Source organism: Paenibacillus sp. R14(2021) (assembly GCF_019431355.1).
In the GTDB taxonomy this organism is placed as follows: domain Bacteria; phylum Bacillota; class Bacilli; order Paenibacillales; family Paenibacillaceae; genus Paenibacillus_Z.
The window spans coordinates 3,643,160-3,659,022 of record NZ_CP080269.1 but is presented as its reverse complement, the minus strand read 5'-3'; the positions used below and the strand labels follow the sequence as shown (position 1 = coordinate 3,659,022).

The following is a 15,863-nucleotide window of genomic DNA, read 5'->3' as shown; positions in this document are numbered from 1 at the left end:
CTTTTTCGAAACCTGTGCGTTTAATTACATGACGATGCGGGCAAGAGAGCTTAATTAGCAACTGGGATACTTTGGAACGAAATATCTAAATAGCCCTTTACGCTAGAAAAGGCCCATTGTATAATGTTATAGTGACGTTTGGAATCTACCATTTTTTTCTTGTCTATTTTTGTTTACAAGTTTCTGCGACAAGTTCCTACAAGGACTTACGTTTTGCAGACATCATTTATACGTATTATGCTCAACTCGTGAAAGGGGGTGAATCGACCAATGAGACAAACGAGCAAACAATATTCTAAACAGAACTTAAAACCATCCATGCAAGTTATAGGAGGAGACAAAAAGGTTATGAAAAAAAGTTTATCTCTGCTCGTAGCAGCAGCAATGACAATCTCCACAGCTTCTGTAGCATTTGCTGATGCAACAGCTCCAGCAACAACTGATCTTACTGCACAACAAAAATTCGACGCACTTAAAGCACAAGGTGTTCTTAGCGGTTTCCCAGACGGTTCTGCTGGCCTTGACAAAGAAATGACTCGCGCTGAATTCGCGAAAGTTCTTACAAAGCTTGCACAACTTGAAGAGAATGCAAAAGCTGCTAAGATCTACACTGACGTTCCTGCTACTCACTGGGCAGCTGGATTCATCGGTGCTTCGACTGAAGCTAAATTGCTGAACGGCCTGGGCGCTAACAAATTTGGTCCATCCGGTAAAGTAACTGTTGAACAAATCGCTAAAGTAGCTGATCTGTTCGCAGGCGTAGAACCACTTAAAGATGCAACTGTAGCAGGTAAAACATCTGCTTGGGCTACTGGTTATGTAGCAGCAGCAATCAAAGCGGGTCTTCTTCCTGAGCTTCCTACCTACACTACGAACGCAACTCGCGGACAACTGGTAGAAGTAGCTTATGACCTTGCTTCTGCAGTAGTTAAAGTAGCTTCCACTAAAGTGGTTGATGCTACTCACATCGAAGTAACGTTCTCCGACGGCGGCGTTGCTAAGAAAGAATTGACAACTGCACTGGTTAACGGCGTTGCTACTAAAGTAACGGTTGAATACCAAGGTAAATCCTATGAAGTTGAAGTTAAACTTGAGGCTGTTGCAGCTACTTCCGCTTCGCAAACAGGCGCTAAAAAAGTAACCGTTAAGTTCAACCAAGCAGTATCTGCTACAGACAAAGCGGCGCTGACTTACGAACTGAAATCCGGTCTTACTACATTCCCTGTAACTGCGAAGTTCGCAGATGACAACATGTCTGCTGTACTTAGCGCAGCTTACCTGCCAGCTGGTGATTTCAAACTGACTGTAAAAGGCAGTGAAGCGATCAGCCTGAAAATCGAAGCTGAAGCAGCGAAGAAAGTAGACATCACTGCAACTACACTTCAACTTGCTGACGGCCAAGACTTGGGCGTTAAAGTATTCAACCAATTCGGCGAAGCGATGAACACAGCTGCTCAAATCACTTCTTTCAACGTGACGAAAGGCAAAGCTCTTGTCGGAACGACTTCCCTGGACCTTCTGACTGGCGCTAACGCTGCTGTTGCAACAAGCTTGAACGATGTAATCAGCGTAACGGCTATCTATCCTGCTGCTGGTCTTTCCGTTAACAAACAACTGAAAGTAATCAACGGTAGCGTAGCAACTTCGATTAAATTGGGTACAGTACAACCATTGACTGGCGATACTCGTGTATCTGTTGGTAAAACGGGTTATGTACTTCCATTGACAATGGTTGACGCTAACGGTCAAGCCGTAACGCTTCCTAAAACTACCGCTGTAAACAAAATCAATTTTGCTACAAACATTGTGAACTATGCTGGCTTGACTTTCTACGTTAGCGATACTTCCATCATTAAAGATTTCTGGGTTGATGCAAACGGCGTTGTAACATTCGATACTGTTAAGAATGCAGCAAACAATGCTTCCGGTACTGTTTACATCACAGTAACTAACGGTGCTACGGGTGCTAGTGCAACTACTTCGGTAGTCGTTAATGATCTCCCGGCAGTTAAAACATTGTCGCTGAGCAACCCTAGCTCTGTAGTTGTTCAAAACGAGCCTGTAGTACTTCCTTTCACAGCAACAGATTCTTATGATGCAGCTATCGCTCCTAAAGATCTTTCGCTGAATACTCCTGGTCACGTTGTAACGTTCACAGCATTCGGAAAACCAGCAACGGTTGTTAAAAACGCCAAAGGCGAGTTGGTATTCACGCCTGACACTGCTGGATCGACTACGTTGTATGTTTACGTGAACGGTATTCCTCAAGCTAACTCGATTAGCCTGAACGTTCAAGATCCTAAGTTTTACACTGCAGTTAACGGTACGCACGATGTTGCTACAACGTATGAAGTTGGTGCAAGCAATACGTTTGATGCAAGCAAAATTACTCTCGTAGATAACTACGGACGTGTGACAGATCTGACTGGTGGTGTAACAATCACTAGTGACAGCCCAGGCGTAGTTACAACTACTGGCGGTAAATTGACTGCAGTTGGAACTGGTTCTGCTACAATTACTGTTAAGTCCAACCTTCCGGTTGATGCTACTCATAACAGCAACAAAGCAATTACAGACCTTACTTTCACAGTTAACGTTGTGGCTTCGAGTGATATCAAAACGTATGCTATCGATACGATTGGCACACTGTATGGTAACATCGACAGCACTAAAGTAATAGCTGCAACTGACGGTCACCAAAAAGCGGTAACTCTTGTTGGTAAAACAGCAAGCGGTACGACTGTAGCACTGAAATCCAACATTCCTACTTTCGTAACGAGCACGGATGAGTCCGTTCTTAAACTTGAAGCATCAGGCAAATCGGTATATGGTGTTAAAGCAGGTAAATCGACAGTTGCTGCTTACTTCAACGGAACTAAAGTTGCTGAACAAGAAGTAACGGTTTCTGAAGATGCACCAATTGTTAAATCCGTATCCTTCGATGCTGATGAGTACACAGGTACGATCGTGGCTCCTGCAACTACAGTTAATGTTCCAGTAACTGCAACTGTGAAAGACCAATACGGTGTAAAAATTGCTGCTCCATTCCAAATCATCTCGGGCGATTCCACGGTTGCTACTGTTGCAGCTGCTAACAGCCTGAATGTAACGGGTATCAAAAAAGGTCAAAGCACGACATTGACTTATGTTACTTCTAACGGTACAACTGATACTGCAGTTATCGTAATCAACTAATAATTGATTCAGAAAAGCAGGCGAGATTACTCTCGCCTGCTTTTTTTTTGTATCTTATAAACTCATGGTTTTTATCATCCTTCAAAGAGGAAAGCTATACTTATTACTGTGATTTCTTGCGAAACAAATTCGATCATTTTAGCGTCTATTAGAGTATAGAATCCTGGAGGGATGAACGTGGCTTATAAGTGGGCAAAGATTGGTATTCTTACAATGGCAAGTGCGGCGTTACTAATGCAAAATACTGTATTGTCTAACATGTCGGTTGCAGAAGCGGCGACTATCGGCTCAAACTCGATTTCCAGCAAGATCGTTAAGCTCAGCTCATCTGCATACATGAACATAAGAGATGTTCATTTTTTAATGCAAGGCAAAGGAAAAGTTCTTGTGTATTCCGTTAGTATTACGAATAATGGTTCTTCGTCTTTGGATTTATTGGATTACTGGCTTCGTGTAAAGACCAAAACAGGTAAATCATTTAAATCGACAGTCATCGATGCGTATAAAGATACAAAAGATGTTGCCGCAAAAACTACTCAATATTTGACGTATTACACGGTAGTAGACAATCAAACCAAACTATCAGACCTAACATTCCAAGTCGTTAAGTGGGATTTCTCGGCGGCTAATTATGAGCGTGTATTAGGAAATATTCAGTATCCGGCGAATGGTACGGATAAAGTTGCTGCTTACAAAGATACAGTCATGCTGTATGACAACAACAAGATTAGAAGTGCAATCAAACAATCTTACATAACGACCGATGCCAATAATGCCTATCTGGTAGTAAATGTACTAGTAGAAAATGTTGGATTTCAGTCCAGCGACCTGTCTAAAATGAATTTCTTTATTCAAACAGACAGCCTCTCGGTTTATAATGTTACAGCTTCGGGAATCGATCAGACTTCAATTCAGCCGAAGGAGCGTAAAATCATAACGCTGCACGCAACGATTCCACTAGCCGTAGCTAATAAAATTTTATCTCTTGTAGTTGCACAAAATGATGACACAAGCAAGATACAACTGCCAGCAGGTGTCTTTGCTCTCCCCGTATCTAAGCCTTTGACTGCTGCTCCGGTTGGCAAGTCACGTATGGTTTATATTGCAGGTGCGCCGGTTAATACATTGACGGGAGAAGCATTTATCTCTCAGGGCGCAAGCAGTAAGGATATCTCACTTGATTTCACGTTGACTAATATGGACGCAGTATCGATCGGATACCCGAGCTTGGATTATTTTATTGTGACTGCTTCAGGAATCAGCTACCCTTTGTCGTATACAAAAGAAGAGAATGCCCAACTGCTGCCGAGCATTGCCAAAACCGTTGCGTTGAGCGGACAAATTCCAACGAATGTTGATTTGAAATCGGCGAAGCTTGTTGTGAAGTCGCAAGCAACGGATAAGGAAAAGCCGTATATTATAGGTACGTATTCCATTTTATCTTCGACACAGCAAGGATCACTCGGTAGCTCCTTTATTTATAACAATGATTTCTCAGTCAAATTGGATACCATCCAGCGAGCCCCTAGTACTGACAATGATAGGCTAGTGGCGAATTTGACGATCACGAATCGGAGTAGTGCGAGTCAACAAGTCCCCTCACTAGGTGGATATTTCATGGTTAATGGTGTAAAGATTGGCATGGAACAGAAGGCCATTGCACTTGACGATTCAGTTACAATTGCTCCTCAAGCTTCTGCTAGCTTTGTCGTATATTCCGAAATTCCGTATACTACTGCTATTGATGATATAACATTTGTGAGTACAGAGTCGGTACAAGACAAGGCCGGCAAGCAACTTTATCAGTTTAGTGCACAGCGCTTAAGTGATATTGTAGCTAAGAGACCAGAAGATGCATATACCATCAACAGCTTAGGAAAGCGTTCTAAGATTAACATACTTCGTACGGCTGTATTCGGCGGAACTTCGAAAAATAACTTTTATGCGGAATTCGAAGCCGTGAATAATGAGACTCGTTCGGCGCAAATCGCTCAGCTTGGCGGCTATATTCAAGATAAGAATGGCATAATTGTGCCAGTTCAATTTGCAGCTGTGAAAGACAAATTGTCTCCAAATGGAAAAGCATTGCTAAGTGCTTGGGCGCCGATATCCAAAAGTTTCGATACTTCCTCGTATAAATTGATTTTAGGACAAGCAGTCGCGGTTAATAACGGTGGTAGTACATCCGCTACCGACAATAACAGTGGAGCAGGAGGAAATGGTGCAGATAGCGTCAGTAATCCTGTCATTGTAAATATGGTTTCTTATCCTCTTAGTGCATTTGAGCCCGTTGTTAATAAAGATTTAGGTGCCATTAAGTTTGCAGGTTATTCACTTGGTCTGCATTACATCAATGCTTTCCTTAACGTTGCGGGTCAGTTTGATGTGAGTGGTTTAAAAATTACACTGGATTACACATTGGCAAAAAGTGGTGACTATGAAATAATATCAGGAGACCACAAATTATTAATTGAATTTGTGAATCAGGATTCGAATCAAGTTACGTTTACCAAGCAATTCTCGCTCTCGGCTGCAGGTGAGGGAGAAGAACAGCTAACGGAAGCGATTGATAATCCTTTAACACTCGTATTTAATGACTCGGACATTCAAAATAAAATTCAGAAATATAATACGTATAAAGTAAATGTTTACGACGTTTTCCAGAATACAAAATTACTATTGGCGAGCAAAGAAATGAATTGGTTTGTCACGACGCCCTAAATGAAATATAAATGATAGTTAAGGGAGAGCCAGTGTAGCACTGGCTCTCCCTTTATAAAATGGTAGATGTTCGGAAGAATTTTAGGTATGCTAGAAAAAGGAGTAAAATGGAAAGGGGCAAATTAATTTTGCGTTTTAAGAGATTAACTCTAGCTACTTCCGTGTCGGTCATTGCTATAGCTATATGGACCGGTACGACGTGGTCTAGCCAAGCGGAAACATCAATTGTCCCTGGCTCCGTCAACGACCCTGTCGTCACGAAGAGCTACATTGATAAACAGGTTGCGGACCTGGTTAAAGCCGAGCTTGGCAAGCAAGGCGTGGATCAGACGAAGCTGCAGCAAACGCTCGATGCGTTCCAGAAGGAAATGGAGCAAAATCAAGGCGGACAGAAGGTCGAGGTTGTCACAGTGCCGGTGGGCAAACGCCTCATTGCTAAAGATGGAGCGGAGTTTATTGTGCGGGCAGGCAAAGCGGCTGTTTACAGCGCAGATGCAAACGGAATATCCGATCTTACTGATGGAAAAGACATCACCAATGGCAAGTCCGTCCCTAATAATCACCTCATCTTGTTCCCGCGCGGAGGACGTGGAGTCACGACTGCTACAGGACAAACCACCGGTCTTACGGTGATGGTTCGCGGCGGTTACGAGCTTCAGACGCAGCAATAGTTATTTTTAACCCGAACTGACAACAACTTGGCCGCTTCAGATTTATGGCATCGGCACACACTACAAGTATCCCATTAGGAGGTGCTTACGATGTCGAGAAGTAATCGCAAAGTTGTTCCTGAATGCGCGCAGGCCCTGAATCAAATGAAGTATGAGATCGCAGCCGAGCTTGGTCTGATGACCGGCGGCGCTGCTGGCGGAGCTGATACGGAGTTTGCTTCGGAGCTTGGAGGAACGGGGTCTGGTACTGGCGCTCATGTGAACTGGCCGCAGATTGCCACGCGCGATGCAGGGCGAATTGGCGGCAGCATAACGAGAAGGCTTGTTCAACAAGCGGAACAAGTGCTCAAAGGCTTGTAAAGGCCCTTATTGCCATTGACACAAAGCGACAGTTTCGGTATCATACTGTTTTAGAGAGTTCTTATGAGACCTTTTCCACTTTGGAAAAGGTTCATTTTTTGGAATCGAAACGTTCAACGTTAGATCCCTTATGGGACAACGATTTCTTATAGAGTCCCAGCAATCGATGGATGTTATGCATCATACTTAGATTATTAAGGTGTAGGAGGTTGAGGTTTAATGTCGCTTAAAGGACGTCATTTGTTTACATCTGAGTCTGTAACGGAAGGCCATCCCGATAAAATATGCGATCAGATTTCTGACGCAGTATTGGATGCTTTCCTTGAAGTTGACCCTTATGCGCGCGTAGCGTGCGAAGTTTCTGTTGCTACTGGCTTGGTACTGGTGATCGGTGAAATCAGCAGCCGCGCGGATTATGTCGATATTCCGGCCATCGTACGTCGTACGATTAAAGAAATCGGATACACGCGTGCCAAATACGGCTTCGACTACAGTACATGCGCTGTTCTTACATCGCTGAATGAACAGTCTGCCGATATCGCGCAAGGCGTAAATGCTGCGCTTGAAACGCGTGATGGCGTAGACGTTCGTCAAGAGAATGAGGACATTGGTGCAGGCGACCAAGGCTTGATGTTTGGTTTTGCATCGAATGAAACGCCTGAGCTGATGCCGCTTCCGATCGCGCTTGCTCACCGCATCTCGCGTCAATTGGCGGAAGTTCGCAAGAACGGTACGCTTGAATATTTGCGCCCGGATGGCAAAACGCAAGTAACGATTGAATACGTGGACGGCAAACCGACTCGCGTTGATGCAATTGTTGTATCCACGCAGCATGCGGAGGAAGTGACGCTTGAGCAAATTCAAGCCGATATCCGCAAACATGTTATCGAACCGGTTGTCCCTGCCGAGTGGCTCGATGATGCGACGAAATACTTCATTAACCCAACAGGCCGCTTCGTTATCGGCGGACCGCAAGGTGATGCGGGTCTTACAGGCCGTAAAATCATCGTTGATACGTATGGCGGCTATGCTCGTCACGGCGGCGGTGCCTTCTCCGGCAAGGATCCAACTAAAGTTGACCGTTCCGCAGCCTATGCAGCACGTTATGTGGCCAAGAACATCGTAGCTGCAGGCTTGGCAGATAAATGTGAAATCCAGCTTGCTTACGCAATCGGCGTAGCAAACCCGGTTTCCATCAACGTGGATACGTATGGAACAGGCAAAGTCGACGAAGAAGTACTTGTTGAAGTTATCAAGAACAACTTTGATCTTCGTCCTGCAGGCATCATCAAGATGCTTGACCTGCGTCGTCCGATTTACGGAAAAACAGCTGCATACGGTCACTTCGGCCGTACGGACATCGACGCTCCTTGGGAGCGCGTTGACAAAGCAGAGCAGTTGAAGGCTGACGCGCTGCGTTAGAACATGCTCGTTTTACACAAGTAGCCGCTCCTGCAGGAGCGGCTTTTTTGCATTCTTGTTAGCGTAATCTCTTCATTTCAACTGCATTTCGTCCGAAAACAATAATACGAGTGTCAATTATTAGGGAGTGGTAAATTTGGTTCTTAATCGAAAATGGTTATCTATTTTGGCAGCAATACTGATTATTCAATTTATAGCAGGTGGGTATGTGTTCAAGACACCACTTGCGGAGGCTGCAGCAGCAGGGCCAGCGATTTCGAGTTTATCGCCGTCAGCTAATACGACGAATGTACCCCTGAATACTAATTTAATTATAGCTTTCGATGAGAACGTTAGAAAAGGCACGGGAGGAGCTACGATTCAAATCCGCAGACAACTGGACAACGTAGTGTTTGAATCGTATGTAGTCGCGACGGACAGTAAAATCGCTGTCGGGACGGGTACGAACAAGAATCTCGTGACGATTACGCCAAGCACGAATTTTGCTCTTAACACCAGTTACTACGTTACCATTGACCAAGGAGCTTTTGCAAACGAGGGAAATGGTGCGAACTTCGCCGGATTGACAAGCGCGGTCAGCTGGAGTTTCACAACGATTGCGTCAGCGGATGTAACGCCGCCTTCACTTGATACTACAGTTCCCTTCAAACCGGCTAATGGAGCGGTAGCAGGAGTGAGCACGAAGCTTACGCTGCGCTTCAGCGAGCCAGTTTACGCTGCAAATGGGAATATTACGGTAACAAATATCGCTCAACCCGGTGATATGCAATCCATCAGTGTCAACGCACCAGGAGTGGTTGGAAGTTCGACAGAATTTATCAGTATTACGCTGAATAACACGTTGCAAGGCAATAGCACTTATGAAGTCATTGTACCAAATGGTTCATTTCAGGATGCATCGGGAAACAAGTTCATTGGCGTTAGTTCAGCGCAGTGGCGGTTTACTACTGGGGCCCCACCATTAGGAGATCCAACACTGACCCCGGCCAATAATGCATACGCGGTTAGCGTGTCGACTAATCTTACGTTAAGCTTCCCCGGAAAAGTATCAGCGAATACGGGGAGTATCACCATTCGCAATATAGCCGATAATGCCATCGTTCAAACGATCGATGCTAACTCCGGTTATGTGAGCTATGTTCCTAATGCAGGGGGGACGGATGTTATCGTAAATCCGCCCGCTGATTTGGCTCCGAGCAGAGGTTTCTACGTTTTGATCGATGCGGGTGCTTTTAAGGATACGTACTCACCGTCTAAACAGTATCAAGGTATTTCGGATGCTCGGACTTGGAGTTTCATTACCGATCCGGGTAACGACATGACGCCGCCAACGCTGCTTGCAGACCGCAAACCACTGGGGACACAAGCCACGCAGACACTAAGCCTTGAAATGAATTTTTCGGAGCCGGTATATCCGGGAACGGGGAATATTATTATCCGATCATCGCCGTCTGGTGCAGTATTCGCTAGCTTGCCTGTCACTTCCGATAAGGTAAACGGAGGCGGGACATCTAAAATTACGGTCACAGATGCGAGTATAGTGTATGTGAGTAACAATGCCTACTACGTGGAAATTGGGGGTCAGGCATTTTCTGATGCCAAAGGCAACTATTTTGTCGGCATTCAAGGTTCGGGAGGCTGGCAGTTCACGGTCACGCAGGATAACATCAAACCTGCGATTGTGGCACAAAATCCGGCTAGTGGAGCTACGGATGTACCGCTTCTAGGTGTGAAGCTGGAAGCTATGTTTAGCGAGCCCATCCAATTGGGATCGAATGCTTCCGCGATAAAGATCAAACGTATTGGAGGTACCGCTGCAGACGTCATTGCTGCGTCATTCTCCATCGACCCAAACAATAATAGCAAGTTGGTTATTACCGTCAACGGAAATATGGCTGCATCCACGGAGTATTACGTGGAAATCGCTGCTGGAGCTGTGACTGACATGGCAGGAAATGCATTCGACGGTATTTTGAATCAGTACCAGTGGACTTTTCGGACATCGAATTCTTCGACGGGTGCGCCTTCAGTCACTAAAGCTGATTTAATTGGATACAGCAAGATAGCCATTACATTTAACAAAAATTTGAATAACAGTGTAGCGACAACGCCGTTTCCAGCAAACTTCTATGTAACCGTTAACGGAGCAGGCCGCACAATAACCGGCGTTTCCATTAGCGGGCAGGTCGTCACGCTTACGCTTCAGACTCCTGCTGCATATGGCCAGGTAATTAAGGTCTCATACTCGGCCGGAACAAATCCGATTAAAGACCTTGCTGGTACATCAGCGGCTAATTTCTCCAACATCAATGTTACCAATGTTCCAGACACGACTGTGCCGAAGCAAGTCAGCGGCTTGATCAGTGGGAACATCATTATATTGACGCTCAGTGAGGAGATCGTAGAACTCAGTCCTAATGCGTACTCGCAGTTCGCGGTAACGATTGACGGATACTCTCGCTCAGTTACGCAAATATCGAGTTCGGGAAGCTCGGTCTTTCTTACAATCAGCGGAAATGCAGTAACGATAGGACAAAACGTGACTTTGTCGTACTCGCCTTCTTCCTATCCTCTTCGGGACATGTCGAATAATGCCCTTCCAGCATTCAGCGGCTTCTACATACTGAATGGGCAGGACACGAAGGCACCTATTCTGCAAAACATTACAGTCTCGGGCGCGATAGTTACGCTTATTTACGACGAAGCCATGAACGGCGCGCTGGTTCCACCGGCATCCTCATTTTATGTGACCGTAAACGGCTCGGCGCGATCAGTCTATTCCGTCTCTGTTAATGGCATGCAGGTGACCTTGACACTTGCCTCTTCAACAACCGCGGCAGATGTTGTTTTAGTTTCTTACGTGGGCGGCTCACCAGCCCTGACGGATCTTGGCGGTAATTCCGCCCCTGCCTTCAGCGGCGTTAAGACGGGCGGATCGGCAACGACACTTGCCTTGAACGGCATTATAGCCAAAGGCAGTACGGTAACGATCAGCTTCGCGTCCCCGCTGAATACGTCGTACTCGGTCTCCACGACGCAATTCTCGGTGAAGGTGAATAATGGAATCCGCCCGGTATCGAGCGCAGCAATCAGCGGCTCGTCCGTTGTCCTCAGCTTGTATACGCCGGTTGGCATAGGCGATGCGGTGAAAGTCAGCTACAGCAACAACGGCGTTGGGCCGCGCTCCACCACAGGCGCGATGCCGGCTTCCTTCACAGATGTCAGCGTCGCGAATCAGACGACGTGGGCCGACAATACCGGCAATGACTATGAAGCGGCTGCAGACGGCGGACTGTCCATTAAGACAACCGCGGCAACGACAACACAGACGGTATCGCCTGCAGGCACATCAGTGAATCAATTCGTTCTGACGGCAGAGAAAGTAACGTCTGCCTACAATGCCATCCGATCAGTAGGCGGCATGGTGCCTAGGGTCGTATTCACGGTACCATCGACCGAGAACGCGGCTTCCGTCGCGCTTCCGCTAGGCGCGCTGGAGGACGTGAAGAAGGCAACATCCAACGCCTCGATCGCGGTTGCTTACAAATCGGTCACGTACGAGATTCCGCTCAGCGCGCTTAATTTCACCCAGCTTGCGCAAATGATGAACGCGGGCGGAGCAGTCGGCCAACTGATCGTATCCATTGATACGAACGCCGGCTCGCTGGGAACGGCGCTTACGACGCAATTAAACGGGACAAGAGCGCAGACGCTTGTGAACCCGGTCAGCTTCGAGCTTGCGGTATCAAGCAACGGACAGACGAAGAGCGTCAGCGATTTCAGCGGTTTTGTTACGCGTACGATTAAGACAACCGGCGGTCTGGACGGCAGACAAGTATCTGTCGTATGGATGGATCCGCAGACGGGCAAGCTCTCCTATGCACCGACTCAGGTGACGCAAGTCGGCGGACAGTCGGTCATCACGTTCAAGCGCAAAGGCAATAGCGTGTATGCCGTTGTAAAAGGAGCGGTCAGCTACACCGATCTGAATAAGCATTGGGCGCGCAATGATATTCTCTTGCTTGCCAACAAATACATCGTCGAAGGCAGCACCTTGACCGCCTTTGCGCCGGATAAAGCCATTATGCGGGGCGACTTCGCGATGTTCATCGCAAAAGGCCTAGGGCTCACGGGAGACCGTTCGGCCGCAGCGAAGTTCAAGGACGTTAATTCGTCGACAGTCCTGGCGGCTTATATCGGGGCTGCAAGCAAAGCGGGCATCGTGGCGGGCATGACGGACGGCTCCTTCAAGCCGAATAGCCCGATTACGCGGGAGCAAATGGCTTCTATGATGGTGCGTGCTGCAAGTGCTGCAGGCGTCCAGATCAGCTTGAAGAGTAATGCTGCCGACACCTTGAAGAAGTTCAAGGACCGCGGGAAAATCGGCACATGGGCGCAGTCCGATGTGGCCAAAGCGGTAGAAGCTGCCATTATCAACGGCCAGACGGCCAATACGTTCGGCGGAAAGAAAAACGCAACGCGCGCAGAAGCTGCCGTAATGGTAAAGCGGCTTCTCGCCTATGTAGATTTTCTAGATATTTAATTGGAAGAGAGCTATCCTGTCGAATCGACATGGATAGCTTTTTTTTGTCACCTGAATGATGTTGATAGGACTCTTCTATCAGACGTAACTTTTCCATGCTTTCCATAGTCTAACTTACTAGACTTCGAGATGGGAGAGTTGCTAGACACATGCATAGCGTAGGGAAGAAGAACGACAAGCCGGTCAGAAACGGCAGACGATTACTGGTATGGACACTCGGAGCTGCGCTGCTGACGCAGCCCTTATTGATAGCATTGCCCGCTTTTGCATCCGCCGCGGATAACGATACAGCCATTCAAATGGCGGTGCAGCAGCAACTGGTTCGCGTGAGCGAGGAAATGATTACAGCCGGCGCGAAACGTGTCGATTATTCGTGGACAAGCAAGCCTGGCGCAGGCGCTGTGCTTTCCAATGTACATGTCATTGAAGTGGATTTGAACAATCCATATGTGAAGCTCGACGTTATGAACGGCAAAGCCGGATCGGTATCTGGCGTGAGCTCGGTCGGCAATATGGTCAGCAAGTCGGGAGCGGTTGCGGGCGTAAACGGTGATTACTTCAATACGGCGAACGGGAAGGGCTCGCCGATTGGGGCAGAAGTACAAGGCGGTTCGCTCGTAGTCAGCCCCTCCAAGCTGACGGGGATGTATGCGTTCGCGGTAACAGCCGATCATAAGCCGACGATTGATACCTATAGTTTCGAAGGGGCAGTTACTGCAGGGGACGGTACGACCTTCGCGCTGACAGGCATCAACAAGGCAGCCTACAAGACGGAGCCGGACGACGGCTACAGCCATGCCAACGCGATGTATATTTATACGAGCGCATGGACGCAGTCGCGGCCGGATGCGAGCGACAGCTCGACGACGCCGACGGAGGTGCTGGTCCAGAACGGCGTGGTGACGCAGTTCGCCGACAATGCGATGATTACAGGCACCGTGCCGGCAGACGGCTACATTCTGCGCACACACGGGAAAGCGGCGCAGTATGCGCGCGAACATCTGCAGATCGGAACGGCTGTAACAGCGAGCTATAACCTGATCGCGCAATCGACGGGACAGAAAGTAGACGCGAATGCGCTGCAAATGCTGATCGGCGGCCATACGATTCTGGTGGACCAGGGAGCTGCGGCGAAATTCTCGCGCAGCACGAGCAGCATCAGCCCCAACAGCGACCGGGCGCGCACGGCCCTCGGTTATACGAAGGACGGCCAGAAGGTGCTGATTATTACGGTTGAAGACAGCGGCAGCAGCCAAGGCGTCACGCTGGCGGAGCTGCAGCAGCTGATGGTGAAGCTCGGCGTATGGCGCGGAATGAACTTGGACGGCGGCGGTTCGACGACAATGGTATCGCGTCCGCTGGGAGAGACGGCAACACAGCTGAGCTTCCCTACAGAGTACGGCAGTACGCAGCGCCAAGTGGCGAACGGACTAGGGGTCTTCTCGACCGCACCGGCCGGCCCGCTCATGGGGATCAAAGCCAGCGGCAGCAGCGTGCTGTTTATCGGACAGCAAGCCTCATACGCACTGAAGGCGTACGACACCTTCTATAATCCGGTAGACCCGGGAACGATGACGCCGCAATGGAGCGCAAACGCGTCGTTCGGTGCTTTCGCGGGCAATACCTTTACGGCTACCAAGGCAGGCCAAACAACAATCACCGTCAAGTCCGGTAAGGTAACCGATAAATGGGGTGTGGAAATTATCGGAGGCGACGCGATTTCCTTGATGTCAGTGGATGCAAGCTCCCTCGTTCTGGAACAAGGCAAGACGTTGTCCGTACCTGTGCATGTCACGTTGAACGACGGCCGTAAGCTGACGGTGCCTTCTTCGTCTGTGAAATGGGAGCTGAGAGGCTTCAAGGGGACAGTGCAGGATGGTGTGCTGACGATCGACAGCGTGAATCCGGATGCAGCTGCGGGCTACGTGATCGCTCATTATGATGGTTTCTCGTCGATGGCGGTACTGGCGACAGGAACTGACAAAAAATTCGATAATTTTGAAACCCAGACCTACCCAATTTCGTTCCAGGGTACGAATGGTGTAGGGGGTACCGCTGCAGTCGTGACGGGATTGCCAGGAACTAATGTTTCTGGTGTCCTGCAGCTGCAGTATGATTTTACGAACGGAAGCGGGACGAAAGCGGCATATGCCGTTCTGAACGGTACGGGCCGCAAGGTAGAAGGCAATCCATCCGCCATGAGCATCGACGTCATGGGCGACGGCAGCTTGAACTGGGTACGTGCGGAGTTCATCGACAGCAAGGGTGCCGCACATTTGGTTACGCTTGCGAAGCAGGTGGACTGGGTGGGCTGGAAATCGCTCAAGGTGAACCTGCCGGCTGACGAAATGGCTTACCCGGTTACGCTGAAACGACTCTATGTCGCATCGCTGGAGGACGGCCAGGACGAGCGCCAGCTGACAGGGGCGATCGGCTACGACAACATCGCCTTCCAGTACGCCGCGGTCGTGGCTGAGCCGCCGCATAAGCGGATTGACCTGAAGCTTGGCTCGAAGTCGGCTGCAGTCGGCGGACAGCCTTATAAGCTGGATGTCGCTCCGCTCCTGCTGCAAGGGACGACCTATCTCCCGCTGCGGTTCGTCACGGAGGCCATGGGCGCTCAAGTAGACTGGGATGCCGCGCTCAAGCGAGTCACGGTGCTAAGAGGCAATCAATTGCTGGAAATGCGCGTAGGACAACAGGATTACGTGCTGACAGGAACCCGAAAACAGTCGGATGTAGCGCCGATCACCCGCAGCGGACGTACATTAGTCCCGATCCGTCTCGTATCCGAGCAATTAGGCCTACATGTCAATTGGGACGGCAAATTGGGCACGATTACCGTCGAATGAGATGGGCGCCTTTGCCCAAATTTGTGATATGATAGCAGTAATAGTTAGAAGAAAGTAGGCCGAGAAAACGTGGATTATCGTATAAACGATATCGATCGG

Annotated in this window: 7 protein-coding genes; all 7 read left to right on the top strand. The window is 48.4% G+C overall.

Annotated features, from left to right (window positions below; translation table 11 throughout):
• The first annotated feature begins 270 nt into the window (after positions 1 to 270).
• The 7 genes from KXU80_RS17040 (at position 271) to KXU80_RS17010 (ending at position 15,764) form a co-directional block, all read left to right on the top strand.
• A complete protein-coding gene (locus KXU80_RS17040) occupies positions 271 to 3,195 on the top strand; it encodes an S-layer homology domain-containing protein (RefSeq protein WP_219834419.1) in 2,925 nt (974 codons plus the stop codon).
• Positions 3,196 to 3,372: 177 nt separating this feature from the next.
• Entirely contained in the window at positions 3,373 to 5,916 is a 2,544-nt protein-coding gene (locus KXU80_RS17035) for a hypothetical protein (protein ID WP_219834418.1), read from the top strand.
• Positions 5,917 to 6,044: 128 nt separating this feature from the next.
• Positions 6,045 to 6,587 (top strand): hypothetical protein, encoded by a 543-nt coding sequence (locus KXU80_RS17030; RefSeq protein ID WP_258171042.1) that lies wholly within the window; start codon positions 6,045 to 6,047, stop codon positions 6,585 to 6,587.
• A gap of 90 nt (positions 6,588 to 6,677) precedes the next feature.
• Positions 6,678 to 6,947 carry an alpha/beta-type small acid-soluble spore protein gene (locus tag KXU80_RS17025; RefSeq protein ID WP_219834416.1) on the top strand — a complete coding sequence of 90 codons (270 nt, stop codon included), beginning with the start codon at positions 6,678 to 6,680 and terminating at the stop codon, positions 6,945 to 6,947.
• 219 nt (positions 6,948 to 7,166) lie between these two features.
• A complete protein-coding gene (gene metK, locus KXU80_RS17020) occupies positions 7,167 to 8,369 on the top strand; it encodes a methionine adenosyltransferase (protein WP_219834415.1) in 1,203 nt (400 codons plus the stop codon).
• A gap of 208 nt (positions 8,370 to 8,577) precedes the next feature.
• Positions 8,578 to 12,912 (top strand): Ig-like domain-containing protein, encoded by a 4,335-nt coding sequence (locus tag KXU80_RS17015; protein WP_219834414.1) that lies wholly within the window; start codon positions 8,578 to 8,580, stop codon positions 12,910 to 12,912.
• Between the two features lie 149 nt (positions 12,913 to 13,061).
• Positions 13,062 to 15,764 (top strand): stalk domain-containing protein, encoded by a 2,703-nt coding sequence (locus KXU80_RS17010; protein WP_219834413.1) that lies wholly within the window; start codon positions 13,062 to 13,064, stop codon positions 15,762 to 15,764.
• The last annotated feature ends 99 nt before the right edge of the window (positions 15,765 to 15,863 follow it).